This window comes from Mesorhizobium sp. M7A.F.Ca.US.006.01.1.1, from assembly GCF_003997935.1.
Classification (GTDB): Bacteria; Pseudomonadota; Alphaproteobacteria; order Rhizobiales; family Rhizobiaceae; genus Mesorhizobium.
The window spans coordinates 1-25,206 of record NZ_RZQL01000087.1 but is presented as its reverse complement, the minus strand read 5'-3'; the positions used below and the strand labels follow the sequence as shown (position 1 = coordinate 25,206).

General features: G+C 62.3%; 25 protein-coding genes and 2 tRNA genes. 12 read left to right on the top strand and 15 right to left on the bottom strand.

Annotation, left to right across the window (positions count from 1 at the left end; genetic code table 11):
• The 6 genes from EN943_RS16870 to EN943_RS16845 form a co-directional block, all read right to left on the bottom strand.
• Positions 1-976: class I tRNA ligase family protein (locus EN943_RS16870; protein ID WP_164778225.1), on the bottom strand; the 976-nt coding region annotated here is incomplete at its 3' end.
• A 218-nt stretch (positions 977-1,194) separates the two neighbouring features.
• Complete coding sequence (locus EN943_RS16865; RefSeq protein WP_127413665.1) at positions 1,195-2,010, bottom strand: PopZ family protein; 816 nt, start codon at positions 2,008-2,010, stop codon at positions 1,195-1,197.
• Positions 2,011-2,225: 215 nt separating this feature from the next.
• A complete protein-coding gene (locus EN943_RS16860; RefSeq protein ID WP_127413664.1) occupies positions 2,226-3,617 on the bottom strand; it encodes a TolC family outer membrane protein in 1,392 nt (463 codons plus the stop codon).
• A gap of 181 nt (positions 3,618-3,798) precedes the next feature.
• Positions 3,799-4,467, bottom strand: coding sequence for a protein-L-isoaspartate O-methyltransferase (locus EN943_RS16855; protein WP_127413662.1), 669 nt, complete (start codon positions 4,465-4,467; stop codon positions 3,799-3,801).
• 90 nt (positions 4,468-4,557) lie between these two features.
• A tRNA-Cys gene (locus tag EN943_RS16850) sits at positions 4,558-4,631 on the bottom strand.
• Positions 4,632-4,846: 215 nt separating this feature from the next.
• Entirely contained in the window at positions 4,847-5,104 is a 258-nt protein-coding gene (locus tag EN943_RS16845) for a hypothetical protein (protein ID WP_127413661.1), read from the bottom strand.
• A gap of 223 nt (positions 5,105-5,327) precedes the next feature.
• Here EN943_RS16845 and EN943_RS16840 point away from each other — a divergent pair.
• The 3 genes from EN943_RS16840 (at position 5,328) to EN943_RS16830 (ending at position 6,851) form a co-directional block, all read left to right on the top strand.
• A tRNA-Asn gene (locus EN943_RS16840) sits at positions 5,328-5,402 on the top strand.
• A gap of 379 nt (positions 5,403-5,781) precedes the next feature.
• Positions 5,782-6,231 (top strand): hypothetical protein, encoded by a 450-nt coding sequence (locus tag EN943_RS16835; RefSeq protein ID WP_127413659.1) that lies wholly within the window; start codon positions 5,782-5,784, stop codon positions 6,229-6,231.
• Between the two features lie 371 nt (positions 6,232-6,602).
• A complete protein-coding gene (locus tag EN943_RS16830) occupies positions 6,603-6,851 on the top strand; it encodes a hypothetical protein (protein WP_127413658.1) in 249 nt (82 codons plus the stop codon).
• A 511-nt stretch (positions 6,852-7,362) separates the two neighbouring features.
• Here EN943_RS16830 and EN943_RS16825 read toward each other — a convergent pair.
• Together EN943_RS16825 and EN943_RS16815 are read right to left on the bottom strand one after the other, a co-directional pair.
• On the bottom strand, positions 7,363-7,662 hold the full coding sequence (locus EN943_RS16825; protein ID WP_127413670.1) for a DUF982 domain-containing protein: 300 nt from the start codon (positions 7,660-7,662) through the stop codon (positions 7,363-7,365).
• A 569-nt stretch (positions 7,663-8,231) separates the two neighbouring features.
• A complete protein-coding gene (locus EN943_RS16815) occupies positions 8,232-8,720 on the bottom strand; it encodes an Hsp20 family protein (RefSeq protein ID WP_127413668.1) in 489 nt (162 codons plus the stop codon).
• A 222-nt stretch (positions 8,721-8,942) separates the two neighbouring features.
• Here EN943_RS16815 and EN943_RS16810 point away from each other — a divergent pair, with 222 nt between their 5' ends.
• The 3 genes from EN943_RS16810 to EN943_RS16800 all read left to right on the top strand — a co-directional run bounded on the left by EN943_RS16810 (position 8,943) and on the right by EN943_RS16800 (position 10,724).
• Complete coding sequence (locus EN943_RS16810; protein ID WP_127413655.1) at positions 8,943-9,374, top strand: cupin domain-containing protein; 432 nt, start codon at positions 8,943-8,945, stop codon at positions 9,372-9,374.
• Positions 9,375-9,471: 97 nt separating this feature from the next.
• A complete protein-coding gene (locus EN943_RS16805; protein WP_245475873.1) occupies positions 9,472-10,230 on the top strand; it encodes a copper homeostasis protein CutC in 759 nt (252 codons plus the stop codon).
• Positions 10,227-10,724 (top strand): GNAT family N-acetyltransferase, encoded by a 498-nt coding sequence (locus EN943_RS16800; RefSeq protein ID WP_127413653.1) that lies wholly within the window; start codon positions 10,227-10,229, stop codon positions 10,722-10,724. The genes EN943_RS16805 and EN943_RS16800 overlap by 4 nt, the downstream gene beginning before the upstream one ends.
• A 156-nt stretch (positions 10,725-10,880) precedes the next feature.
• On the opposite strand, the gene EN943_RS16790 is transcribed toward EN943_RS16800, so the two are convergent.
• The 5 genes from EN943_RS16790 to EN943_RS16770 all read right to left on the bottom strand — a co-directional run bounded on the left by EN943_RS16790 (position 10,881) and on the right by EN943_RS16770 (position 17,821).
• Entirely contained in the window at positions 10,881-12,260 is a 1,380-nt protein-coding gene (locus tag EN943_RS16790; RefSeq protein ID WP_127413650.1) for an OFA family MFS transporter, read from the bottom strand.
• Positions 12,261-12,506: 246 nt separating this feature from the next.
• Entirely contained in the window at positions 12,507-13,529 is a 1,023-nt protein-coding gene (locus EN943_RS16785) for an acyltransferase (protein ID WP_127413649.1), read from the bottom strand.
• Positions 13,530-13,936: 407 nt separating this feature from the next.
• Positions 13,937-14,734, bottom strand: a complete 798-nt coding sequence (locus tag EN943_RS16780; RefSeq protein ID WP_127413647.1) for a xanthine dehydrogenase family protein subunit M — start codon at positions 14,732-14,734, stop codon at positions 13,937-13,939.
• 112 nt (positions 14,735-14,846) lie between these two features.
• A complete protein-coding gene (locus EN943_RS16775) occupies positions 14,847-17,198 on the bottom strand; it encodes a xanthine dehydrogenase family protein molybdopterin-binding subunit (protein ID WP_127413646.1) in 2,352 nt (783 codons plus the stop codon).
• Between the two features lie 122 nt (positions 17,199-17,320).
• Entirely contained in the window at positions 17,321-17,821 is a 501-nt protein-coding gene (locus EN943_RS16770) for a (2Fe-2S)-binding protein (protein ID WP_127413644.1), read from the bottom strand.
• A 264-nt stretch (positions 17,822-18,085) separates the two neighbouring features.
• Here EN943_RS16770 and EN943_RS16765 point away from each other — a divergent pair, with 264 nt between their 5' ends.
• Positions 18,086-19,270, top strand: a complete 1,185-nt coding sequence (locus EN943_RS16765; RefSeq protein ID WP_127413643.1) for an FIST signal transduction protein — start codon at positions 18,086-18,088, stop codon at positions 19,268-19,270.
• A gap of 14 nt (positions 19,271-19,284) precedes the next feature.
• A complete protein-coding gene (locus tag EN943_RS16760; RefSeq protein WP_023812224.1) occupies positions 19,285-20,625 on the top strand; it encodes a hybrid sensor histidine kinase/response regulator in 1,341 nt (446 codons plus the stop codon).
• 34 nt (positions 20,626-20,659) lie between these two features.
• On the opposite strand, the gene EN943_RS16755 is transcribed toward EN943_RS16760, so the two are convergent.
• A complete protein-coding gene (locus tag EN943_RS16755) occupies positions 20,660-21,343 on the bottom strand; it encodes a response regulator transcription factor (RefSeq protein WP_027039066.1) in 684 nt (227 codons plus the stop codon).
• A 175-nt stretch (positions 21,344-21,518) separates the two neighbouring features.
• Between EN943_RS16755 and EN943_RS16750 the strand changes: the two genes are divergently transcribed.
• Together EN943_RS16750 and maiA are read left to right on the top strand one after the other, a co-directional pair.
• Positions 21,519-22,214 carry a fumarylacetoacetate hydrolase family protein gene (locus EN943_RS16750; protein ID WP_127413640.1) on the top strand — a complete coding sequence of 232 codons (696 nt, stop codon included), beginning with the start codon at positions 21,519-21,521 and terminating at the stop codon, positions 22,212-22,214.
• 4 nt (positions 22,215-22,218) lie between these two features.
• Complete coding sequence (maiA, locus tag EN943_RS16745; protein ID WP_127413638.1) at positions 22,219-22,869, top strand: maleylacetoacetate isomerase; 651 nt, start codon at positions 22,219-22,221, stop codon at positions 22,867-22,869.
• 3 nt (positions 22,870-22,872) lie between these two features.
• On the opposite strand, the gene EN943_RS16740 is transcribed toward maiA, so the two are convergent.
• Positions 22,873-24,114, bottom strand: coding sequence for an MFS transporter (locus EN943_RS16740; RefSeq protein WP_127413637.1), 1,242 nt, complete (start codon positions 24,112-24,114; stop codon positions 22,873-22,875).
• Between the two features lie 98 nt (positions 24,115-24,212).
• On the opposite strand from EN943_RS16740, the gene EN943_RS16735 reads away from it, so the two are divergent.
• Positions 24,213-24,674: a helix-turn-helix domain-containing protein gene (locus tag EN943_RS16735; RefSeq protein WP_127413635.1), complete on the top strand. Its 462-nt coding sequence runs from the start codon at positions 24,213-24,215 to the stop codon at positions 24,672-24,674.
• Between the two features lie 96 nt (positions 24,675-24,770).
• The coding region (locus tag EN943_RS16730; RefSeq protein ID WP_164778224.1) for an alcohol dehydrogenase catalytic domain-containing protein at positions 24,771-25,206 on the top strand (436 nt) is incomplete at its 3' end.

The following is a 25,206-nucleotide window of genomic DNA, read 5'->3' as shown; positions in this document are numbered from 1 at the left end:
ACGTCACATCGAGACCGGCAAGGAAATCCTCATTATCCCTGAGGCTTACCGCCGCCTCCGTGGTCAGGATATTGATCGCCGGCAGCTTGTGGCGCTTGCCGACCTCGAAGTCGTTGAAGTCATGCGCAGGCGTGATTTTGACCGCGCCCGAACCCTTTTCCGGATCGGAGTACTCGTCCGCCACCACGGGAATCCTGCGGCCGACGATCGGCAGGACGATGTTCTTGCCGACCAGATGCCGGAAACGCTCGTCGTCCGGATGCACCGCGACGGCCGTATCGCCCAGCATCGTCTCCGGGCGTGTCGTCGCCACGGTGATGAAGGTCTTTGGGTTTTCCGGGTCGAAGGTTTCGCCCTCGATGGGATAGCGGAAGTGCCAGAGATTGCCATTGACCTCCTGCTGCTCGACCTCGAGATCGGAGATCGCGGTCAGCAGCTTGGGGTCCCAGTTCACAAGGCGCTTGTCCTTGTAGATCAGCCCTTCCTTGTAGAGCGTGACGAACACTTCGAGCACGGCCTTGGACAGGCCTTCGTCCATGGTGAAGCGTTCGCGTGACCAGTCGGCCGAGGCGCCGAGCCGCTTCAACTGGTTGAAGATCGCGCCGCCGGATTCGGCCTTCCACTCCCACACTTTCTCGATGAACTGTTCGCGGGTCAGGTCGCGGCGATGGATCTGCTTCTCCATCAACTGGCGCTCGACAACCATCTGCGTGGCAATGCCTGCATGGTCCATGCCCGGCTGCCACAGCACATTCTTGCCGCGCATGCGCTCGAAGCGCACCAATATATCCTGCAGCGTGTTGTTGAGCGCGTGGCCCATATGCAGCGAGCCGGTGACGTTCGGCGGCGGGATGACGATGGTGAAGGCTTCCGCCCCCTCCTCGGCCCCGGTACCGGCGCGAAACGCGTCGGCCTCTTCCCAGACTTTGGCGATCTTCGGCTCGACGGTTTTGGCGTCGTAGGTCTTTTCAAGCATGGGAAAATGGTCCGCGCTGACGGGAGTTTTGCTGGTCCGGTGTAAATCGGAAGGTTTTGGCCAAGTCAACCGCAAGGGCTGTCTCGACCCTCACAACCAGATAGGCGCGGCCTTGGTCATTTCAACGGAAAGCGATCCGTCGTCCTGCCGACAAACGACTTCACCAAAGGAAACGGCGCCACGAAGGCGCCGTTTCCTTTGGCAATCGGCATGGGGAACTACTGCGCCCCGCGCGCCACGCGCTCTATCTCCTCGCGCACCAGCCTTTCGACCAGTGTCGGCAGATTGTTGTCGAGCCAATCCTGCAGCATCGGCCGCAGCATCTCTTCGGCCATCTCGTCGAATGTCTTCTTGCTGCGGCTGGCAAACGCGTCGGAAAGCTCGCCAAAGGCAGCCGCGACCTGACGGCCGGTATGCTCGGAAACGATCGCCGGACGCGGCGCGTCGCTGGCCGCCACCGGCCGCACCACGCTTGCATCCTGACGAGACGGCTCGACGGCCGGTTTTGTGCTCTCGTCCCTCAGAGCATCCGTCGACGGCTGGGCAGCCGTCTTGCGTGCCTCGCTCCGGTCCGACACCGCCCTCGCCTGCTCGCCAACGGCGGCGATCTCGCGCCGCCAGTCGGCGATGGAAGCGTCGGCGACAGGACGCGATATTGGCGTTTCAACCGTGATTGGCTCGGCGGCAACGCGGGCGCTGACCTCGGCAAGTGTCATCGATGGCTTTGCCGGGCTGGGATCGGGGCGCACCGGCGTTTCCGTGCGAGCAATCACCGGCTCGGCCGTCGGTAACTGTGCCTGGACTTCCGCCAGCGTGACCGGCTTCCTGACCTCGGGGGCGGCATGCAGGTCGGCACGGAATGCTTCCACGTCGGGGGCTGTATAGGCGCTCGACGCGCGCTCCAGATCCTGGCTCAGCTCATCGGCGTCGCCCGGCTGCTTGCGGCCGCCATCGCTGTCCTCAATGATCCGCCTGATGGAAGCCAGTATCTCTTCCATGGAAGGTTCGCGCTGTGCGCTGCTTGCCGTTGCCATCGTCACATCCGCCGCCCTTGTGACCCCTGTTGGGTTTTTCGCTCCGGCAGAGCCGGAACGAATCATGGCGACAGCGTAACCGACGGAACGCCGCACGAGAATCCCCAATCTGGGGACTTGTGGGATTTCAACAGATTAGCGCGATCTGAACCCGAGAGCCGCAGCACGGAAGATCCTGCTCAAACGAGGAACACGGCCAGTCCTGGCCGAACGCCTCAGCGGCCGTCCGGCGTGCGCAGGCCGTACCACTTGTCCTTGACCGCGTTGTAATGCTCTTCAGGCTTGTATTTCGCTACCTGCAAGCCAAGGCGGTCGACGGACAGACGGCCGGTCGCCTGCAGGATGGCGTAACTCGCCACCACCACATCATGCTCGTAACTGGCCTGGTTGATCTGGGCGGTGATGACCGTCGCCTGTGCGTTGAGGACATCGAGCGTGGTGCGCTGACCGACATTGCGCTCTTCGATGACACCGTTCAGTGCCAGCTTCGCGGCCTCGATCACCTGCCTGTTGGCCGCCAGCTGCTGCTGCGCGGCGGTGTACTCGGTCCAGGCGGCGGTGACGGCCTGGCGCACCTGGTCGCGGCTGACGTCGACCTGGATGCGGGCCTGGCTGAGCGATTCCTTGTCCTGGCGCACGATCGCCGAGGTGCGGCCGCCCGAATAGATCGGGATGGTCAGCGTTGCCCCGACACTGGCCGAATTGGTCGTGCCATCCTGCGAACCGACGCCCGGCAAAGGCGAGGTGTTGCGATAGGCGCTCGAAACGCCGGCGGAAGCCGACAGCTGCGGCAGCAGCGCGCCTTCGGCCGACTTCACCGAAAACGCGGCGGCGTCGACCAGATGCTGGGTCGCGAGGATAGCCGGATGCTCGTTCGCTGCCACCCCGACGGCGGCGGCGAGGCTCGATGGCAACAGCTTTGCCACTGGCGAAGCGCCCTTGAGCTTGCCCGGCTCGTCGCCGACGATCTGGCGATAGATCGCCGCACTTGCCAGCGCCTGCGCCCGGGCAGCACTCAGCGATGCCACCGCGGCGGCGCGCGAAGCGTCGGCCTGGGCGACATCGGTGCGCGTGCCTTCGCCAACTTCGAAACGCGAACGCGCCGCGCGTGCCGTTTCGGTCAGGAATTGCAAGTTCTGCTCGGTCAGCACAGCGACCTGCCGGTCGCGAATCACGTTCATATAGGCTTGAGCCGCGCTGAACAGGATGCTCTCTTCGGTGTTGCGCAGGCTTTCGACCGAAGCCCGGACCTGCGCTTCGGCGGCAGCGACATTGTTCCTGGTCTGAAAGCCGTCGAACAGCGTCTGATTGATCTGGACGCCAAAATTGCCGGTGGTCAGCCGCACGCTTGAATTGGTGCCGTTGAGATGGCTGCTCGAATAATCAATATCCGCCGAGCCGGTGACAACCGGGCGATAGCCCGACTTGGCGATGGCGACGCCCTCATCGGTAACGCGAACGCCGGCGCGGGATGCATTCAGCGTGGAATTGTACTGATAGGCCTTTGCAAGCGCGCCGGAGATGCTTTCGGCCGAAGCGGCCAGTGGGGACAGCATGGTCGCCGAAACGAGGACGGCGGTGAAAAGTGACTTGCGTAAAGACGGCACGGTTAAACCCTCATTCGTTTTCCATGGGAACCGCGCCGCGCCTGCTTCTGTCATTGATCAGCCGGCGCCGCGTGTTCGATGTTCCCTGCTGCTCACCCCAAAGTGCCCCCAGTCTGGGATCAGCAGCGATCGTTCAAATGCAAGCGACCATGACAAAGCCTCTCCTGCAAGGCCAAATCATTCAGAATTCGAAAGCACGAATGCGTTCAAACCCCGGTAGTGGCTTAATTGCCGCATTAAATGCACGTCTTCCGGTTACAACCCCCCCGGCCTTGAAAAAGAGACGAGCCACGCCGGAATTGCCCTGCCCTTCGACGGCGACAAGGCGGCCGCCTTCGGCGAGCTGGCCCAGCAGCGCCACCGGCACTTCCGCGACGCTGCCACCGATAAAGATGACGTTATAAGGCGCCTTGGCGGCATGCCCCTGCGGCAACGCCCCCTGGACGACGGTCACATTGCCGCAGCCAAGCGACGAAAGTGTCGATCTGGCGGTTTCCGCCAGCGCCGAATCACTTTCGAGCGCCACCACGGACCCGGCCAGCCGCGACAGGATGGCCGAGGCGTAACCTGTTCCGCAGCCGACATCGAGCGCCGAATCGGTCGGATTGATCTCCGCCAGCTGGATCAGCTTGGCCAACGGCGATGCTTCCATCAGGTAGCGCGCGCCGTCCGCGCCGGCGGCAATGCGGATGTCTTCGTCGATATAGGCGAGATCGCGCTGGGCGGCGCCGACAAACATCTCTCTTGGGACGACAAGCATTGCATCGAGCAGCGGCGCGCTGGTCACATCGGTGGTGCGGACCTGGCCGTCGACCATCTTGACGCGTAGTTCGGAGAAATCAGCGCTCATGTCCCAACCAATCCGCTTGCCGCGCCAGAACCGCGGTCCATTGTGTCAGGAACTTCAGGCCCCTGCGCTGCCGCGCGGGGGCCCGGGCATTGGAGGCCTCGCCCGGAATCGAACCGGGGTGCAAGGATTTGCAGTCCTCTGCGTAACCACTCCGCCACGAGGCCTCATTGCTCCCGGCGTTCCACCCGGTTCCAATAGGTTGCGGTGAAAATGCCGTCAAGCGGCCACCGTGCATTCCGAACGGTTTCCTCGGAGCCAGTTCCAGGCAGCATCCGCCAAATCGTCGGACCCGACCTGACCGCTCCATTCTCGAGCAGATCCGTGAGGCACGGGAAGAGCACGCCGCCCGCTGAGAAACACCACCTTGCGCTATCGGCGGTCAATCGGGCCGGCGACGCCGTTCCCACCAGACGACAAAGCGACGCCGGTGACGGCGAACCATGGCGAATTCATAGGACAGCACCAGCAAACCGAGCGGACCCATCCAGAAGCCGAGGATCGGCAGGAAACCGAGGATACCGCCGATGGTCAGCAGGACGCCGATCGTGATTCTGAGCCCGCGCGAGCGCGGCATTTTGAACTCGCGCCCGAAAACGGAGATTTTCCGCGCCGGCATCTGGTTGTCTTGTGCTGTCATCGTCTCGAAAAATTGACCCGTTTGATTGTTCGAAAGCATGCTTGAACCAAAGCCGCCGCCGCGCTTTCGGTTCCATATCCCCGCCAAGATGGCTAATATGAGGGCATCCTTCCACGATTGCGAGAAACGCCTGCGCGAAAAAGCCTCGGAAAAATGTGAAAAGCTTCTTTGCAAAGCCGAAAAGGGCAGCTATAGGCTGCCCCACTCACATAAGAGCCCCCGTTCCCCGGTAGCTCAGTGGTAGAGCAACCGGCTGTTAACCGGTTGGTCGCTGGTTCGAATCCGGCCCGGGGAGCCAATTTCTGCTCATAGCCAATTGAAATTGCCAGGGATCGCCACACGACTTGCGGGCTTTCCTAACCATTTCCTATTCTGGCGCCGCGCAACGTGAGCCTGGGCTCGCAGCCACCATCGTAGTAGCCGAAATGCTTCAGCGAATCGAGGATCCGGAAACTAAGTCCGGCCGGCGTACCAGGTGATTGGCGCCTGGCTTCGGCAATGCGGCCTGCATGAAACGGCCGAAGGCACTCGCGCACCCGATTACTTTTCCCCAGATGAATACGACGACGACTTTTTGCCGTGGCCCAAAAGCCAGTTGGGCTAAGGGCGAGCCCTCGCAATATCGGGGATTGAAACGGCACTTGTTTTCAAGTTGATTGCGCGCAGGGGGAACCACCATGCGTAAACGGGTCGTATTTGTAGCCGCCGCAATTATTGCTGGCTGCCAATCCGGGCCACAGTTTGTTGTCTACAAGCCTGGGGTGAACATACCTTCGACGGTCACTGCCGTGGATCAATGCCGGATCGCCTCGTTCAAAGAGATCCCCCAATCGCTCGCTACTGATATCAATCCTGGGTACAACAATCCGGGCACCATCCAATGCAACACGTTTGGAACGGTCGTGACTTGCAACAGGATCGGCGCCATCAACATTCCTCCATCGTCGACCACTTATGATGTCAACGCCGATCTTCGTATTCGCTATATTGCGCGGTGCCTGGAGGCGAAAGGCTTTGCTGTCAAAACGGACGGACGCGCCTGCGCGTCGGCATCTGAAGATAAACAAGCGATGGCCGATCGAGCAGCCGGCCAATTTCCGAAATGCGCGGTTGAATCTGGATATTGATCAAACCTTCATTCATCCTTCCAGATCCTGCGCGTCTCCCATCTAATCTCGACCAACCGCCGAAATCGGACCGCCACCAATTCCTGCCCGACTGGATGGAAAGGCTCCAGGGCGCCCCTTCTTGTCGCCATTCGGATTGGGTGCCGGTGCCTCTCGCACGTCTCGCGGTGGCGGGTCGACATGTTCAAGCTCTGGCGGGGCTTCTTTGTCCCGACGTCGGATAGGCACCTTCTCCGGCTCGAGCTTCGATGGCGGCTCTTTGATCTTGCTCGGCATAATCGAGTTAACCGCACTGCCGGTCTCTTGTTCCCGTAGCAAGTCGAAAACCTGAATGCGGAGGGAACCCGGAACATCGAAGAGCGTTTTCTCGGATGCTCAAGAAGATCGCCCTCGCCGCCGTGCTGGCCCAGGTTGCCGTGTTTTCGGCTCTCATCACTCAGACGGTGCTCTTCGCGTCCACGGCCACACAGGCTGCCAACGCGCAGCCCGGTGACACAGTCGCTGTCACCGCCGAGAAGGAACGGGACAAGCCGGCGCAGCCTATTGGTGCCGACCAATGCCCAACGCGGGTTGTGGTGAGCAAGGTTTTCACGAGGAACGTAGTTACGGCGCAACGATAGTTCGCCATCGATGCCGCCACCCGTCGATCTCCCCAATTTAAGTCAGGGCAATGTGCTTGAAAGCGCAATGATTCCTGTTACTTGCGGCGTCGGGTGAGTGCGTTTGGTTGGGCAAGAATTGATAATGACTTCGTCAGATATAGTATGCCTGCGCTGTCATGGCAGCGGCAGGGTTTTCGACTGCTCCAAATGGTATGCGTCAAACGGGCACTGCTGCCCGCAGGGAACCCATCGGGGTGGCTGCCCCGGAAAGACTGGTGCCTGCACGGAATGCGACGGCTTGGGGACGATGGCGGAGTCTCCGCTGAGAGCCGTGGCATAATCTGCGAAAGCGTCGCACGCCGCTGGTGGCGGCGCGGACGCGCCCGTCAAAACCACCTCACGGGCTCGAACCACGACCGAGCCGCCCGCCAAAGGTGAGCTGGTAGGGCAGCTCAGCTCACCTTGTAGCGATGCGGAAACGACGACCATGCAGCCGGGCCATCCTGATGGCGCCGCCCCTTTATCAAGGCTAAGCGGTTACCCCACCGCGACCTGACCTTGTGCCGTCCATCCAAGGGAATTGGGCAAGCGGGTCCTGCAAGATTTTGACGGATCTTGCGAAGCCGGCGACGGCATCGCGCGCCACGGTCAGCGGAACCTGACCGTCGTGAGCACGCTGGCAAGCTCGAAAGGCCGTTTCGAAAATCGGGCCTCGCCGCTCCCTTGGCCACTCGTCAAAGAAGTCGAAGGCGTCGTCGAGGCAGCCTATTTCTTGAATGAACTCGCCGCTCTTGACCAGGACCGGTCGGTCGAACGTCCTGTTGCTCATGTAATCCTCCATTCCGCATGGTGGGTTGTTGCTGGTTCGGGTCATCATGCGATTGCATGCTCCGGCTCGGCCAACATGCCGCCACCTCCACGCCCGGGCGGCACCGTTGCAAAGGCCGGAATTGGCGGCGGATCATCATCGTCATCTCGCCAGGGGTGCCGCATCCAACCGAGCCGGCTTTTCTTGCGGCGCCGGTCGAAAGACGGGCCGACGGTTCCCGACACCTTTGAAACACGCGGTTCCCGCCCGGACTCGTCCAAGAGGCGGAGGGCGCGAAGTATGTCGCTGACTTCCACGATGGCGCCGTTGTCCAATTGCCGCAAGGCGGGATTGTCAGGAACCGCATGAGCGTCGGAAGCCCAGAAAGCGAGCAAAGCCCGCTTTGCACCGATCGTCATCGTCTCCTCGTTCAGCACATCGTCCGGCGTCCGCAATCCAGCGGATTCCGCAGCAAGATTTTTCGGTTCAGTTTGGTGAAAACTGCAAGTTTCGGTTCTCATCTCCATTCTCCGCGATCTGTGCCTCCCGGCCGAACCGGGAGGCGGACCGTAGATTTAGGTTCCAGGGAATCAGGCGACCTCGCGTTGAGGCTCCGCCTTCGAATCGATCAACTGCTTCTTGCCGGGTTGCTCGAGCGAAACCGCTTTGGCTTCGGACCCTATCTCAATGCGCCGAGGCTTGAGTTCCTCGGGCACTTCGCGGATCAGGTCCACCGACAGCAAGCCATTCTCGAGGTTGGCCGCCTTGACCTTTACGTGGTCGGCAAGTTTGAACACCTGCTTGAAGTTGCCCGCCGCCAAGCCGCGATGAAGGACCTCCCGATTTTCCTGGTCGGGTTTCCTTTGGCCGACGACAGACAATTCGGGGCCGTTCTGCATGAGTTCGACCTCATCGAGAGCGAAGCCGGCGATAGCCATCGTAATGCGATAGTCGTTCTCGCCGGTCTTCTCGATATTGTAGGGAGGCCAGTCGGAGCGCACGCTTTTTTCGAGCATGTCGAAGAGACGGTCGAAGCCGACCGTTGTGCGGTAAAGAGGGGTATAATCAGAGCTTCTCATAGCCATATCCTCCGTGAAGCAACATGGATTACGAGGCTGTCGCAGCGTCGCTGCGAAGCCAGTATGTCGAGCCGAAGCCTCGACGAAAAACGATCTGGTAATCGTGTTTTTTTCCTTCAAGAGGGGCGTCAAAAAAATTTTGGCCGGCAGGCAGGTGCCCAAGGCGCTGCCTTGCGTGCTGGTGGCCACTGCGCGATGGTGAGCCCAGGGGTGGAGCGAATCATGCGAAAAATTTTGATGTCCGGACTGCTGCTCGCGGTGGCCTTTTCCGCGAACCCGGCCCACGCGCTGGACAGCAGCGGCACGCCTGTCGTCGTGACCCCTCTTGCGTCGCGCACGACGACCGCGTCCGGCCAGCCGATCACGCTGCCGCAGAAGAACGTGCAGGTGCTGGTCTCGACCTACGACATCGCGCCGGGCGCGACCTTGCCGGTCCACAGGCACCCTTTCCCGCGCTATGCCTATGTCGAGGCCGGCACGCTGAAGGTCACCAATGTCGAGACAGGCAACAGCAACACCTACAAGGCTGGCGATTTCATCGTCGAAATGATCGGCCAGTGGCATCAGGCCACCAATATCGGTGATATCGAGGTGAAGCTTCTGGTGATCGATCAGGTCGAGCAAGGCGCCAAGAATACGGAATTGCGCCAATAACCGCCAAGTCTGTGGGCGAAGGCTGAAGGCTGTTCCCGCTTTCACAGCAGTCGGCCCGGTGGTAGGGCTGGCGAGAAATCATGGACTGGATCGCCCCTTGACCAAAGCTCTCCGCCTGCCGCTGATCGAAATCTGTGTCGAAGGCATTGACGGCCTTCTCGCGGCGCAAGCCGCCTGCGCCGACCGGGTCGAACTGTGCGCCAGCCTCGTCGAAGGCGGCATTACGCCAAGCCTCGGCACGGTCCGCGCCGCCATCGAGCAGGCAAGCGTGCCGTTTCACGTCATGGTGCGGCCGCGCGGCGGCGATTTTCTCTACAGTGAGACCGAATACGCCTCGATGCTGGCCGATGTCTCGGCACTGCGCGAACTCGGCGTGCCCGGCGTGGTGTTTGGCTGCCTGAACGCCGATGGCACCATGGACGAGGCGCGCATGAGCGAACTGACGCAGGCCGCCGGCCCTTTGAACGTCACCTGCCATCGCGCCTTCGACATGACGCGCGACCCGGCCGAGGCGCTCGAATCACTGATCCGCAGCAAGGTCGGCCGAGTGCTGACCAGCGGCCAGCGTGACACTGCCATCGAGGGCTTGCCGCTGTTGGCGGATCTGGTGCGGCAGGCCGGCGACCGCATCGTCATCCTCGGCTGCGGCGGCCTGGATCTGCACAACATTGCCGAAGTGCGCAGCAAAACCGGCCTGTCCGAAATGCATTTTGCCGCCCTCAAGGATGTGCCGAGCGCCATGGACTACCGCAATCCCCATGTCGGCATGGGCGGCTCCGATCTCGATCGCGAGTACCGCAACACGCTGACCGACACACCGCTGGTGGCGGCAACGATCGCGGCAGCCAAGGCATGACCTCGATCCCTGCCCCGATAGCCCGTGTATCGGCCGCAGACGAAGCGGCGATCCTGGCGCTCAACAACGAGCATGCCGCCGAACTGTCGTGGCTGGAGGCTGAGCGGCTGTCCTTCCTGCTTGGCGAGGCGTTTTACACCAGGCGCATCGGCGATCTCGAAGCCTTCATCATGACCTTCGACCAGGGCGCCCATTACGACAGCCCGAATTTCCTGTGGTTCCGCGAGCGCTACGAGCGGTTCGTCTATGTCGACCGCGTTGTCGTGGCGGCGCAAGCGCGTGGCCGCGGCCACGCCCGCCGGCTTTATGAAGACCTGTTCGGCCATGTTGAGCGCGCCGGCTACAATCTGGTCACCTGCGAGGTCAACACCGACCCGCCGAACCCCGCCTCGGACGCCTTTCACGCCGCCCTTGGCTTCACTGAGGCCGGCGACGCCGTCATTCATGGCGGCAAGAAAGCGGTGCGCTATTACGTCAGACGAACCTCCGTCTGAGGCCAGGCAGATCGAGCTGAAGACGGGGCTACTGGAACAAAGCTGTCGCACTCACCAGCGTCATCCAGAACCCCCAGACCAACGGGATGCCAACCAGCAGCCAGGCCAGCGTCAGTTTAATCGAATTGTCGTTGCCTTGCGCCATGGTCCGTTTCCTCAAGCCACTGCTGGTTCGGTCTTCATGTGGAAGCGCGCATTGACCGGCCGCATCATCAGGTTGAGCAGGAGGCCGACAACCAGCAGGCCGGCCATGATGTACATGGTGACCGTGTAGGCGTCGGCCTTCGCCACGCCACTGTCGATCTGATACTGCCTGATATAATTCACCAGCACCGGGCCAAGCACGCCCGCCACCGACCACGCGGTCAGCAATCGGCCATGGATGGCGCCGACGTAACGCACGCCGAAGACGTCGCGCAGGTAGGCGGGAATGGTGGCGAAGCCGCCGCCATACATGCTGAGGATGATCCCGTAGAACAGCACGAACAGGAAAACGCTGCCGGTCTGGCCGGTCCACGGCACCGCCGCATAGAGGAGGACGCCCAGCGCGAAGAAGATGGCATAGGTTGTCTTGCGGCCGATATAATCGCTGGTCGAGGCCCAGAAGAAGCGGCCGAGCATGTTGAAGATCGACAGCAGGCCGACGAAACCGGCGGCAGCGGCAGGCGTGATGCGTCCCGGGAACATCTCCTGGCTCATGGCCGAGGCTTGGCCGAGCACGCCGATGCCTGCCGTCACGTTGAGGCACAGCACACCCCACAGCAGCCAGAACTGCGGCGTCTTCAACGCATCGTCGAGATGGACATTGGACGTCGTCATCATCGCATTCTGTGCTGCCGGCGGCGTCCATCCGGCAGGCCGCCAGCCCTCCGGCGGCACCCTGACGATAACAGCCCCAATCAGCATGAAAACGAAATAGACGATGCCCAGCACGAGGAAGGTTTCAGCGACGCCGATGTGCTCAGGCGTCGAAAACAGCTTCATCAGATAAACCGATAGCGGCGAGGCGATGAAGGCGCCGCCGCCGAAGCCCATGATCGCCATGCCGGTTGCCATGCCCGGCCGGTCCGGAAACCAGGTGATCAGCGTCTTGACCGGCGAGATGTAGCCGAGGCCGAGACCGATGCCGCCCAGCACGCCGTAGCCGAGATAGATGATCCACAACTGGTGCAGGTAGACGCCGAGCGCCGAGACGATGAAGCCGCCGCCGAAACAGCAGGCAGAAGCGACCATGGCTTTGCGCGGGCCGACGCGATCCAGCCAGCCGCCGCCGAACGCCGCCGCAATGCCCAGGAACAGGATCGCGATCGAGAAAATCCAGCCGAGGCCGGTCAGCTTCCAGTCGTCGGGCGCCGAGTCGGTGATGCCGATCAGCTTCGACATCGGCAGGTTGAAAACACTGAACGCATAGGCCTGGCCGATGCAAAGGTGGATACAGAGCGCCGCCGGCGGCACCATCCACCTGCTGAAGCCAGGCTCGGCGACGGTGCGTGAGCGGTCGAACCAGCCGCCCGCCCTTTCCCCGGTCGTATCCATTCCATCCTCCCAGATGCGTCTTCGAACCATCTTCCCAGATGTGTCCTGCGAACAAACTAGGCGGGTAAGCCGGTGAGGCAATAAGGAATGCCTGTCATAAGACCAATGTCTAATGAGGCTGGCCTATATCGGAAAGCAAGTCATTGCTTTCTCAAAAGCTAGATTAGAAATAAGTAATTGATTGTCTGCTTATGAAGCGCGACCCTCCACCTGCACTGACGATCATCTGGCCGGGCACGACGGCATTCACCAGTTGCGGTTGAGCCATTCGCGCGCCGGGCGCTCGATGAGGTAGTAGCTGCAGGCCGCGCAAGCGAAGACCGCGGCCAGCATCGGGATCGGCGCGCTGCCTTGCTCATAGACGAATTTGTAGAACGGCTGCTGCCACAGATAGAGCGAATACGACCACAGCCCCAGCGTCGCCATCGGCCAGGAGGAGAGCAATCCGGAAAAATACCGTGGGCTGAAATCGAGTGCGTTGACGGCCAGCGCCAGCAGCGGCACCGCGAAGAGATAGTGGATCGGCGTCGGCACCTGATCCAGGAACAGGACAACGGCACAGAACGTTGCCACCACGGCCACATGCTTGCCTCTCAAAAACGCCGGCAGCCTGCCATCGGCCTTGAGCAGGCAGATCGAAGCCGACAGCAGGATTGACGCGATGTGCACGTCGGTGCGCCAATAAGTGGTTTCGTAGTCCATCCCCAAGACCCAGTACGAAACCGCGCCATTGGCCATGGCCAGCAAGGCCAGCGCCAGGAGCAGCACGACCACGCGAGAGCGACTTGAGACGATGACGCTGATCAGCGCCAGGATGATGTAGGCATGCTCCTCGATGCAGAGCGACCAGATATGGTCGAGCGCGCCTGCCCGCGCCACGAGAATGCCGGCATAGTTGTAGGTGAATGTCAGCGCCGTCAGCGCCGCCTTCCATTTGAAGGCGAGGAATGTGCCGGACAGCGCGATCATCGCGACGACCACGAAGACCAGAAGAGCCGGATAGATGCGGGAAAAGCGGCGTTTAAAGAATTTTTTCAGCGGGTAGCGTTCGATGAACAGGATCTCGCCCATCAGCCGGCCGCTGAGCACGAAGAAGAATTCGACGCCCAGCACGCCAAGATTGATTCCCGGAACCGGAAAGAAATGGCCGATCAGCACCAGCGCGATCGAAAGCCCGCGCCAGCCGTCGAGATAGGCCAGTCTTGTTCTGGTTGATCTGTCGGCGGCGGATCGGGACGGAACGACATGCGTCGCGGAAATGTCGGTCATGCCGATCCTCTCGCAATAGGTATGCGAAGGGTACGACGGTACATTTCGAACCCAGCTCGCATTCCCGCCCTGGTTCATATTGCAGTGCAATATGGATTTGTGCAAGTGCGAGATTGCCGCCGGATCAGGTTCGGCCTCCGGCTCGGCGGGATTTGCTTCAAGCAGTGCGGCAGCGATTCCCATCAGCAACTGAACGGATGCAGGCCGCAGCACGAGAAAAAGGGGCCACGGAGGCCCCTTTCCTTGTCTGCGACTGATCGTATTAGAAACTGTTTCGAAACTCGCTCTGGCGAGTCATATGGTGGTGGTTTCGAGAACCGGAGCAGAGCGTACTTTTGGTACGTGAGCACCAGAAGCGCAGAAAACGTCATCAGATGGCCGCCGGAGTAGAGTTTCCAAACAGTTTCTCAGGCGTTGGCTGCCGCAACCGCACGCTTTGCCATCACCGCGATCAGATTGGCGCGATAATCGGCCGAGGCATGGATGTCGGTCATCAAATTCTTTGCCGGCACTTTCACCCCTTCCAGTGCCGAGGCAGCGAAATCCTTGGCCAATGCCGCCTCGATCTCCTTCGAACGAAAAACGCCGTCGTCGCCGGCACCGGTGACGGCGACGCTGACGCCATCCTTGCCCTTGGCCACGAACACGCCGACGATGGCGTAGCGCGATGCCGGATTGCGGAATTTTTCATAGGCCGCCTTGGCCGGGGCGGTGAAGGTGACGGCGGTGACGATTTCGCCATCCTTCAACGAGGTCTCGAACAGGCCCTTGAAGAACTTGCCGGCAGCGATCTCGCGCTTGTTGGTGACGATGGTGGCGCCCAGCGCCAGCAGCGCCGCCGGATAATCGGCCGCCGGGTCATTGTTGGCGATCGAGCCGCCGATCGTCCCCTTGTGGCGCACCGCCGGATCGCCGATCAGCGATGCCAGCTGGGAAAGCGCCGGACAGACCTTCTTCAGTTTCTCGTCATTGGCAACAGCGTGATGCGTGGTGGCGGCGCCGATGGTGACGGTCTTGCCCGACACCTTGACGCCCTGCAACTCCGTGATCCGCGACAGGTCGACAAGGTCCGACGGCGCGGCAAGCCGCGTCTTCATCGCCGGGATCAGCGTCATACCGCCCGAAAGCAGCTTGGCGTCGCCCGTCTTGACCAGCTTGGCAGCATCCGTGACCGAGGCGGCACGGTGATAGTTGACTGAGTACATTTGTCTTTCTCCCTTGGGAAAAGAGCGAATGGGGAGCAGCGAATAGCGATAGGGCCTATCCCTTCGCACGGCACTTTTCCCTATTCGCTACTCCCTATTTGCTATTCGCTTTTCAATGCTTCGTCGCCGCGCGGATCGCGGCCCACACGGTGGACGGCGAAGCCGGCATGGCAAGATCGTTGCTGCCGATGGCGTCGGTGATGGCGTTGATCACCGCCGGCGGCGAGCCGATGGCGCCGGCCTCGCCGCATCCCTTGATCCCCAACGGGTTGCCCGGGCATGGCGTGTTCGAGGTCGAGACCTTGAACGACGGCAGATCACCGGCGCGCGGCATGGTGTAGTCCATGTAGCTCGCGGTCAAAAGCTGGCCGCTATTGTCGTAGTGGGCGCCTTCGAGCAACGCCTGGCCGATGCCTTGCGCCAGCCCGCCATGCACCTGGCCCTCGACGATCATCGGGTTGATGATGTTGCCGAAATCGTCGGCCGCGACGAACTGGACGATCTCGGTGACGCCGGTTTCCGGGTCGACCTCGACCTCGCAGATGTAGCAGCCCGCGGGGAAGGTGAAATTGGACGGATCATAAAAGGCCGTTTCCTTCAGCCCGGGCTCCATGCCGCCCGGCAGGTTGTGGGCGGTGTAGGCGGCCAGCGCCATCTGGAACCACGGCACGTTCTTGTCGGTGCCGGCGACCTTCAGCGCGCCATTCTCGATGATGATATCGCCTTCGTCGGCCTCAAGCAGATGTGCCGCGATCTTCTTGGCCTTGGCCTCGACCTTGTCGAGCGCCTTGACGATGGCTGACATGCCGACCGCACCCGAGCGCGAGCCATAGGTGCCCATGCCCATCTGCACCTTGTCGGTGTCGCCATGCACGATCGAGACCGAATCGATCGGCACGCCGAAGCGCTCGTTGACCAGTTGCGCGAAGGTTGTTTCGTGGCCCTGCCCATGGCTGTGCGAGCCGGTCAGCACCTCGATCGTGCCGACCGCGTTGACGCGCACTTCCGCCGATTCCCAAAGGCCGACACCGGCGCCTAACGAGCCGACTGCGGCAGACGGCGCGATGCCGCAGGCTTCGATGTAGCAGCTCATGCCGATGCCGCGCAGCAGCCCCTTCTTGGCGGCGGCGGCCTTGCGCTTGGCAAAGCCGGCATAATCCGACGCCTTCATTGCCGCATCGAGCGAAGCGGCATAGTCGCCGGCGTCATAGCACATGATGACCGGCGTCTGGTGCGGGAATGCTGTGACGAAATTCTTGCGCCGCAGCTCGGCCGGCGAGACACCGAACTGGCGGGCCGCGGTCTCCATCATGCGCTCCATGACGAAGGTCGCTTCCGGCCGCCCTGCCCCGCGATAGGCATCGACGGGCGCGGTGTTGGTGTAGATCGCCTTCACATTGGCGTGGATGGCCGGGATGTTGTACTGGCCCGACAGCAGCGTCGCATAGAGATAGGTCGGCGTCGCCGATGAAAACAGCGACATGTAGGCGCCGAGATTGGCTTGGGTTTCCACTTTCAGGCCAAGGATCCTGTGGTCCTTGTCGAAGGCCATTTCAGCATGGGTGTGATGGTCGCGGCCATGCGCGTCGGTCAGAAAACTCTCGGTCCGGTCGGCCACCCATTTGACCGGCACGCCGGTCTTCTTCGACGCCCACAGGCAGACGATCTCTTCGGGATAGATGTAGATCTTCGAGCCGAAGCCGCCGCCGACATCGGGCGCGATCACGCGCAGCTTGTTTTCCGGCGCGACATTGTAGAAGGCGCTCATCACCAGCCGCGCCACATGCGGGTTCTGCGAGGTCGTCCAGCAGGTATAGTGATCCTCGGCCTTGTCGTAATGGCCAAGTGCGGCGCGCGGCTCCATGGCGTTGGGCACCAGCCGGTTGTTGATGATGTCCATCTTGACGACATGGGCTGCCTTCCCGAAGGCCGCCGCGGTGTCGTCGGCATTGCCGATGTCCCAGTCGAAGATCAGATTGTTGTCCGCTTCGGGGTGGATCTGCGGCGCACCCTTGTCCATCGCCTTTGAGGCGTCGACGACGGCTTTCAGCTCCTTGTAGGTGATCTCGACCGCCTCGGCGGCATCACGCGCCTGCCCCTTGGTCTCGGCGACGACGATGACGACGGCGTCGCCGACATAACGGACCCGGTCGAAAGCCAGTGGCGACCACGCTCCCATCTTCATCGGCGAGCCGTCCTTGGAGTGGATCATCCAGCCGCAGATGAGATTGCCGATGCCGTCGGCCTTGAGTTCCTTGCCGGTCAGCACGCCGATGACGCCGGGCATGCCTTGGGCCTTCTTCACATCGATCTTCTTGATCTGCGCATGCGCGTGCGGACTGCGCACGAAGGCAGCGTGCTTCATGCCGGGAACCACCATGTCGTCGACATAGCGGCCGGCGCCCGTGATGAACCGTTTGTCTTCCTTGCGCGCGACCCGAGCGCCAACACCTTCAATGCCCATCAGAAATTCCTCCCGAAATGCTGAGATAGCGAATAGTGAGTAGCGTATAGCGAGTAGTGAAGGATGGTGAGTTGGCGTTTGGTCAGGCTGCTGACTATTCGCTACTCCCTATTCGCTTCATCTCACGCGGCCTGTTTCGCCTTGCCCTTCGACGCCTTCGACATCGTCGTCGATGCGGCGAGGATCGCCTTGACGATGTTGTGGTAGCCGGTGCAGCGGCAGATGTTGCCGTCGAGCTCGGCACGCACCGTCGCCTCGTCGAGTCCTTCGGGGTGACGGCTGATCATGTCGGTCGCCGTCATGATCATGCCCGGCGTGCAGAAGCCGCACTGCAGCCCGTGATGTTCCTTGAAGGCGGCCTGCACCGGATGCAGGTCGGCGCCATTGGCCAGGCCCTCGATCGTCAGCACGGTAGAGCCGGAGGCCTGCACCGCGAGCATCGTACAGGATTTGACCGCCTTGCCGTCGACGTGGACGACGCAGGCACCGCATTGCGAGGTGTCGCAACCGACATGCGTGCCGGTAAGGCCGAGATTTTCCCGCAGGAAGTGAACCAGAAGTGTTCGGTCCTCGGCAGCACCGCTGACCCGCTTTCCGTTCACCATCAACGAAACGTCCGACATGGTCCCTCCCTGGGTATCAACCTTGGTATCCACGCTGCCGACGCGGTATTCGCGCTTCGGTGGTGCATTAGTCGTACACCGCACATCGGACAAAAAACAGCACGTCGCAAACGCGGAACATTGTACTTTCGGTCATGGCCGCGCCCAAACACGCGGTGCAGGTGGCCCCATTGCCAAACCGCCGATTGAAGGCAACAATGTCGGTCGACGCCCGCGCGCCAGAAGCATTTAAAAACAGCCGCGCACAAAAAAGCGTCGGAGGAAATGCGGAGAAAATCGCTGGCCAATTCACGGACGCGCTATGCATGCGGCCTGTCGGCGCTCACCACGGACGAGCCCGACATGGAGGCGTTCGCCAAGGCGATCGCACTGGAAGCAGCCGCCATCGACGCAGGCTTTGCCCTGCTGTTCTTTTCCCAGAGCCTGGTCGAAGCCAGCGCCCTTTCCCAGGCGCTCATGACCCACGCGCCGGCGCTCCACCACGCCGGCTGCTCGACTGCCGGCGAGATCACGCCGCAAGGTCTCGAGGATGGTCATGTGCTGGCCATGCTGCTTCCGTCCACCGCCTTCACCGCCGTTAGCGTGATGGTCGAAAATCTGTCCTCGTCGGGTATGGACAGGATCACCGGCGAGGTCGAAGCTCTGCGGCGATCGCTGCGCGCGCGCCTCGGTTGCGATCGGACCAAAGGCACTTTCGCGCTCTGCTTCATCGACGGGCTCTCCTATGCCGAGGAAGCGGTGAGTTCAGCCATCCACTGGGGCCTCGACGACATTCCGCTGCTTGGCGGCTCCGCCGGCGACGATCTGAAATTCGAGACGACGCGCCTGATCTCGAACGGCAAGGTCGCCTCCGACAGCGCCATCATCGTGCTGATATCGACCGAAATTCCCTTCCATGTCTTCAAGACCGATAATTTCGTTCCCACCGATGAAAAACTGGTGGTGACGGCTTCCGATCCCGATCACCGCATCGTGCGCGAGTTCAACGCCACCAATGCGGCGCAGGAATATGCCGCGTCCGTCGGTATCGTCGCGCAGATGCTGACGCCACTGAGCTTCGCCTCGCATCCCGTGGTGGTGAAGGTGGGCGGCCAATATTATTGCCGGTCGATCCAGAAGATGCATGCCGACGGCTCGCTGTCGTTCTTCTGCGCCATAGACGATGGCGTCGTGCTGTCGATCGCCCAACCCAAGGACATGGTCGAATCGACGCGCGCCGCCCTGCGCGATGTCGAGGAGAGGCTTGGCGGCATCGACATGATCCTCGGCTTCGACTGCGTGCTGCGCCGGCTGGACGCGCGCAATCGGCAGGTGTTTCGCGAGATCTCGGAACTCTACCGGGTCAACAATGTCATCGGCTTCGGCACCTATGGCGAACAGTACCGGTCGATGCATCTGAACCAGACTTTTACCGGCATCGCCTTCGGCGAACGCCAGGCGGCGGAATAGGACGGCGCAACAAGATGCCGCTGAGGGACATAAACGATCTTGAAAAGCTGAAGAAGATCAACGCGGCACTGGTCAGCCGCGTCGAGCGCTCTATGGACCAGCAAGGCAACGCCTTTTCGCTGTTCCAGACCGCGATTTCGCTGGAAAACCGGGTGCGCACCCGCACCGAGGAACTGCACTCGACCTTGCGCCGGCTGGAGCAGTCGAACATCGACCTCAGCGCCGCCAAGGAAAACGCCGAACTGGCGAACCTGTCGAAAACCCGTTTCCTCGCCGCTGCCAGCCACGACGTGCTGCAGCCGCTGAACGCCGCCCATCTTTCGGTTTCGGCGCTCGCCGAAGTTCAGACCAGCGACGAGGGCAAGAAACTGGTGCGGCAGGTCGAGCGCTCGCTGGAGACGATGGAGGACCTGCTTAGAACCCTGCTCGACATCTCAAAGCTCGATGCCGGCGTGGTGCAGCCCGACATAAGCGATGTCAGCCTGGAGGCGCTGTTCTCGTCGCTCCGCTCGGATTTCCTGCCGGTGGCGGAGATGAAAGGCCTGTCGCTGAAATTCAGGCCGGTCCATGCCGTGGTCCGCTCCGACCGCACGCTGCTGCGCCGCATCCTGCAGAACATTCTCTCCAACGCGCTGGGCTATACACGCTCGGGCGGCGTGCTTGTCGGCACCAGACATCGGGGCGACACCATCCGCATCGACGTCGCCGATACGGGCTGCGGCATTCCCGACGACCAGCGCGAGGCGGTGTTCGAGGAGTTCCACCGCGGCACCTCGCCGGCCAATGCCGAACTGGACGGTGGCGGTCTCGGGCTCGGGCTCGCCATCGTGCGCCGCATGGCCAGCGCACTCGGCCATCCCGTGACATTCTCGTCGAAGGTCGGACGCGGCACGATCTTCCACATCGATGTTCCCGTCGGCATCGGTGCGCCAGCCGATGCCATCGCCAGCGTTGCCGACATGGAACGGCCGCGCGGGTATGGACTGTTCGGCACCAAGGTGCTGCTGGTCGAGAACGATATCGAAGTGCTGCAGGCCATGACCTTCCTGCTCGAACGCTGGCAATGTCTGGTGCGCGCCGCGACCTCGACCGACGATGCGCTCGACATGCTTGGCGACACCGACTGGGTGCCCGACATCGTCATTGCCGACCAGCATCTCGACGGCGGCGATCTCGGCACCACGACCATCGCCGAAGTCCGCGACTATCTCGGCCGCGCAGTGCCGGCGCTGATCGTCACCGCCGACAGTTCGGAAGCGGTCGCCAAAGCCGCCCGCTCCGGCGGCATCGAACTGATGCGCAAGCCGCTGAAGCCGGCGCAACTAAGGGCGCTGCTGGCGCATTTGCTGGCTTAGCTTCATACCCTCCCCTTGAAGGGAAGGGTAAAACTCAGAACCCCGCCTGATCCCTGAAAAGCTCCGCATTGTCCAGCTTCGACACCTCGATCACCGCTTGCGTGCGGCTGTAGACATTGAGCTTGCGCAATATTTCCGAGACATGCGCCTTCACGGTCGTCTCGCCGACCTGCAACTCGTAGGCGATCTGCTTGTTGAGCAGGCCCTGGCGCAGCATCTGCAGCACGCGCAATTGCTGCGGCGTCAGCGTCGACAGGCGCTGCACCATGTCGGCACGGTCGACGCTTTCGGCGTCCGGCGTGCGGCCCTCATAGGTTTCAGGCACATAGATCGCGCCTTCCATCACCGAGCGTATGGCGGCGGCGAGGTCGCTCTTGCGCGCCGATTTCGGGATGAAGCCGGCAGCGCCATAGGACAGCGCTTCGGAAATGATCTTCGGCTCCTCGTAACCAGAGACGATCACCACGGGCAGGCGCGGATAGCGGGTCCGGAGTTGCAGCAGGCCGTCAAAACCGTGCACGTCGGGCATCGAGAGGTCGAGAAGCGCGAGGTCGAACGGCTTGGCATCGGCCAGAAGATCGAGCGCCTCGGTGATCGAGCGCGCCTCCACCGTGTCGACTTCCGGATAGGCCATCTGCACGGCGCTGTGCAGCGCCTCGCGAAACAGCGGATGGTCGTCGATGATCAGGAACCGGGCGCGATCGTGGGTTGCGGTCATGTGGTTCATTTCAGTTCGTGAGCGATTAGAATAACCTCGTCACCATGGTCAGATTATTGCCAAATAGTATATCGCCATCTCCGGGGGAAAATGCCGCCGGCACTTTCTTGACCAAATCGCCTTGTCCAGGCCCCCAAATCGGTCGAATGTTCCGGCAACCAAGCAGAGACCCTTGATGACAGAGTTCGTCCTTCCCCTGCCCGCAACCGCATCGGTGGCCGTTGCGGGTTCGTCCGATCGTTTCGCGGTGCGCCGTATCTACTGCGTCGGCCGCAACTACGCGGCGCATGCCCGCGAATTCGGCAATGACGAGCGTGATCCGCCCTTCTTCTTCACCAAGCCGGCCGACGCGGTGGTCGATTCCGGCACCGCTATCCCCTACCCGCCGCTGACGGCCAATCTGCACCACGAGATCGAACTGGTGGCCGCGATCGGCAAAGCCGGCTTCCGCATTCCCCGCGACAAGGCGCTGGACCATGTCTGGGGCTATGGCGTCGGCATCGACCTCACCCGCCGCGACCTGCAGGACGAAGCCAAGAAGGCCGCCCGGCCCTGGGACTGGTCGAAGGCCTTCGATCGCTCCGCCCCTTGCGGTCCGCTGGTGCAAGCGCAGGAATCCGGCCACCCACAGAAGGGCCGCATCTGGCTCGCCGTCAACGGCAAGGTCAGGCAGGACGCCGACCTCGCGGAACTGATCTGGCCGATATCGGATATCGTGTCGATCTGCAGCGAGGCGATGGAGCTCGAGCCCGGCGACCTGATCTTCACCGGCACGCCGGCAGGCGTCGGCGCGGTTGGCCCCGGCGACACGATGACCGGCGGCGTCGACGGCATCGGGACCATCGAAGTGACCATCGGCCAACCGAAGTGACGCCATGAGCGAACTCGTCCTGCACAACTACTATCGCTCCTCCACCTCCTACCGGGTGCGGATCGCGCTGGAGATGAAGGGGCTGAGCTACGACTACGTCCCGCATCATTTGCGCCATGGCGAGCATCTGGAACCAGCCTATCTCGCGGTCAATCCGCAAGGGCTGGTGCCGGCGCTGATCCTCGGCGACGGCACGCTGCTGACGCAATCGCTGGCGATCATCGAGTTCCTCGACGAGACCAGCCCGGAACCACCGCTGCTGCCGAAGGATGCAGCCGGCCGGGCTCGGGTCAGAATGCTGGCGCAGATGATCGCCTGCGACATCCACCCGGTGAACAATCTGCGCGTGCTGACCTCGCTGCGCACTCTGTTCGGCGCCGGCGACGAGGACGTCGTCAACTGGTTCCGCCACTGGGTGAACGAGGGCTTTCAGCCGCTTGAAAAGATCCTGGGCTCGTCGGCGGAGACCGGAACATTCTGCCATGGCGACGCGCCGGGTCTGGCCGACATCTGCCTCGCCGCCCAGATTGCCAGCAACGCCCGCTTCGGGGTGGATCTGACGCCCTACCCGATGATCGCGCGCATCAATGCGGCCTGCATTGCGCTGCCGGCCTTCCAGAAAGCGGCGCCCCAGAACCAGATCGATGCCGAATAGGCTTCATCTGCCCACACGCAGCGTCAGCGCCCAGAACAGCAACGCCAACAGGCCGATGCCGGCACCCAGCAGGCAGACGCCGTTCCAGCCCATCGCGCCAAAAGCCATGGTCGAGGCGATGGAGCCCAGGGCGCTGCCGAGCGAATAGAAGATCATGTAGCCGCCAACCAGGCGGCTGCGCGCGCCCGGGCGGCGGGCGAAGATCAGGCTCTGGTTGGTGACGTGGACTGCCTGGATCGCCAGATCGAGCATGACGATGCCGGCGACGAGCAACCACAGAGACATGCCCATGAAGGCGATCGGCAGCCAGGCCGCCATCATCAGCAGCAGGCTGAGGCCGGTGACCAGCTGGCCGCGTCCACGATCGACGAGGCCACCGGTCCAGCGCGCACCGAGCGCCCCGGCCACACCCGCAAGGCCGAAAAGCCCGATCTCGGTGTGCGAGAGTGAAAATGGCGCAGCACTCAGCGGCAGCACCAGCGGCGCCCACAGCACGTTGAAACTGGCGAAGATCAACATGGCCAGCACCGCCCGCACGCGCAGCAGCGGCTCCTGCGCGAACAGCAGCAGCACCGAAGCGAGCAGGCGCGGATAGGATGTGCGGGGCCGCTCCGCCTCATGGCGCGGCAGGATCAGGTAGAGAACCATCGCCATGACGAGGGTCAACATGGCCGAGACAAGATAAACCCAGCGCCAGCCGGCGAAATCGGCGACGACGCCGGAAGCGAAGCGGGCAAGCAGGATGCCCAGGATGACACCGCTGGTGACGGTGCCGACCGCCCGCCCCCGCTGCGACGCTACGGCGAGGTCTGCTGCGTAAGCCACCAGCACCTGCACCACCACCGCAAGCAGCCCGACCACCGCCAGGCTCGCCAGCAGCATCGCTGCGTCAGGCGCGACCCCGACCGCCACCAGCGCCACGGCAGACAGAATCGCCTGCCCGGCAATCAGCTTGCGGCGATCGAACAGGTCGCCCAGCGGCACGATGAAGAACAGGCCGAGCCCATAGCCGAGCTGCGTGACCGTCACCACGATGCCGACCGAGGCCGCCGGAATAGCAAAATCATGCGCCATGGCGTCGAGCAGCGGATGAGCGAAATAGACATTGGCGACGCTCAGGCCGCAGGCGATGGCGAAAATCAGCGCGGTCAATCGTGACAATCCCGCAGGCGGCGGCGCCGCCCGAAGCGCGCCATCGGATTGCTCGAGGCTTGTTGCACCGCTGTTCACCACCCGCACATTCATGTCGCCCTCCACATAAGTTTCAACTTGAAACCTCTTGCTGGATAGGCAGAACAGTTTTATGTTGCAACCGAAAATCGAATGCTGGACCAACGACTGCCATGGTGAAACGAACGAGCCACCACGAAGCGGATTGCCTCATAGCGCGACCACTGGACGCGATCGGCGACTGGTGGTCGCTGCTCATCGTGCGCGACGCCTTCGACGGGTTACGGCGCTTCGGCGAGTTCCAGAAGAGCCTTGGCGTCGCCAAGAACATCCTGTCGTCGCGGCTGCGCAATCTCGTCGCGCATGGCATCCTTGAAACGGTTCCGGCACCCGACGGCAGCGCGCATCATGAATATGTGCTGACGCAAAAGGGACGCGGCCTGTTCTATGTCCTGGTTGCCCTGCGGCAATGGGGCGAGACCTACTTCGCCGGACCGGGCGAGCCCTACACCTTCATGGTCGACACGCTCGCCGGGCGGCCGATCAAGCGCCTGGAGGTTCATGCCGAGGACGGGCGGCAACTTGCCCCCGGCGAGACCCGGCTTGCCGACTTTCGCACCCGCGAAACCGGATAGCGCCTGCGCCTTGCGATGTCTGGCGGAATCGATTTCCGCTTGACCGGACAAGGAATCGGCTATCGTTTCCCCAGCTGCAGCAGGGTGGAGTGACCGATGAAAGCCGTCGTCTTCGAGAAATTCGGCGAAGCGCCGACGATCCAGACCGTTCCCGATCCGAAGCCGGCCGCCGATGGCGTCGTCATCAAGGTCGAGGCGACCGGCCTGTGCCGCAGCGACTGGCATGGCTGGATGGGTCATGACGACGGCATCACGCTGCCGCATGTGCCGGGCCACGAACTGGCCGGCATCGTTGTCGCCGCCGGCAAGCAGGTTACACGCTGGAAGGCCGGCGAGCGCGTCACAGTGCCGTTCGCCGTCGGCTGCGGCCGCTGCTTCGAGTGCAATTCGGGCAATCACCAGGTCTGCGAGCATCAGACGCAGCCCGGCTTCACCGGCTGGGGTTCGTTCGCCGAATATGTCGCCATCGAACACGCCGACACCAATCTGGTGCGCTTGCCCGACGAGATGGAATTCGCCACTGCCGCCAGCC

Coding starts and splice junctions, on each gene's coding strand:
- EN943_RS16865 (WP_127413665.1), bottom strand. CDS start 2,010: ATGGCAACGGCAAGCAGCGCACAGCGCGAACCTTCCATGGAAGAGATA.
- EN943_RS16855 (WP_127413662.1), bottom strand. CDS start 4,467: ATGAGCGCTGATTTCTCCGAACTACGCGTCAAGATGGTCGACGGCCAG.
- EN943_RS16845 (WP_127413661.1), bottom strand. CDS start 5,104: ATGACAGCACAAGACAACCAGATGCCGGCGCGGAAAATCTCCGTTTTC.
- EN943_RS16835 (WP_127413659.1), top strand. CDS start 5,782: ATGCGTAAACGGGTCGTATTTGTAGCCGCCGCAATTATTGCTGGCTGC.
- EN943_RS16830 (WP_127413658.1), top strand. CDS start 6,603: ATGCTCAAGAAGATCGCCCTCGCCGCCGTGCTGGCCCAGGTTGCCGTG.
- EN943_RS16825 (WP_127413670.1), bottom strand. CDS start 7,662: ATGAGCAACAGGACGTTCGACCGACCGGTCCTGGTCAAGAGCGGCGAG.
- EN943_RS16815 (WP_127413668.1), bottom strand. CDS start 8,720: ATGAGAAGCTCTGATTATACCCCTCTTTACCGCACAACGGTCGGCTTC.
- EN943_RS16810 (WP_127413655.1), top strand. CDS start 8,943: ATGCGAAAAATTTTGATGTCCGGACTGCTGCTCGCGGTGGCCTTTTCC.
- EN943_RS16800 (WP_127413653.1), top strand. CDS start 10,227: ATGACCTCGATCCCTGCCCCGATAGCCCGTGTATCGGCCGCAGACGAA.
- EN943_RS16790 (WP_127413650.1), bottom strand. CDS start 12,260: ATGGATACGACCGGGGAAAGGGCGGGCGGCTGGTTCGACCGCTCACGC.
- EN943_RS16785 (WP_127413649.1), bottom strand. CDS start 13,529: ATGACCGACATTTCCGCGACGCATGTCGTTCCGTCCCGATCCGCCGCC.
- EN943_RS16780 (WP_127413647.1), bottom strand. CDS start 14,734: ATGTACTCAGTCAACTATCACCGTGCCGCCTCGGTCACGGATGCTGCC.
- EN943_RS16775 (WP_127413646.1), bottom strand. CDS start 17,198: ATGGGCATTGAAGGTGTTGGCGCTCGGGTCGCGCGCAAGGAAGACAAA.
- EN943_RS16770 (WP_127413644.1), bottom strand. CDS start 17,821: ATGTCGGACGTTTCGTTGATGGTGAACGGAAAGCGGGTCAGCGGTGCT.
- EN943_RS16765 (WP_127413643.1), top strand. CDS start 18,086: ATGCGGAGAAAATCGCTGGCCAATTCACGGACGCGCTATGCATGCGGC.
- EN943_RS16760 (WP_023812224.1), top strand. CDS start 19,285: ATGCCGCTGAGGGACATAAACGATCTTGAAAAGCTGAAGAAGATCAAC.
- EN943_RS16755 (WP_027039066.1), bottom strand. CDS start 21,343: ATGACCGCAACCCACGATCGCGCCCGGTTCCTGATCATCGACGACCAT.
- EN943_RS16750 (WP_127413640.1), top strand. CDS start 21,519: ATGACAGAGTTCGTCCTTCCCCTGCCCGCAACCGCATCGGTGGCCGTT.
- maiA (WP_127413638.1), top strand. CDS start 22,219: ATGAGCGAACTCGTCCTGCACAACTACTATCGCTCCTCCACCTCCTAC.
- EN943_RS16740 (WP_127413637.1), bottom strand. CDS start 24,114: ATGAATGTGCGGGTGGTGAACAGCGGTGCAACAAGCCTCGAGCAATCC.
- EN943_RS16735 (WP_127413635.1), top strand. CDS start 24,213: ATGGTGAAACGAACGAGCCACCACGAAGCGGATTGCCTCATAGCGCGA.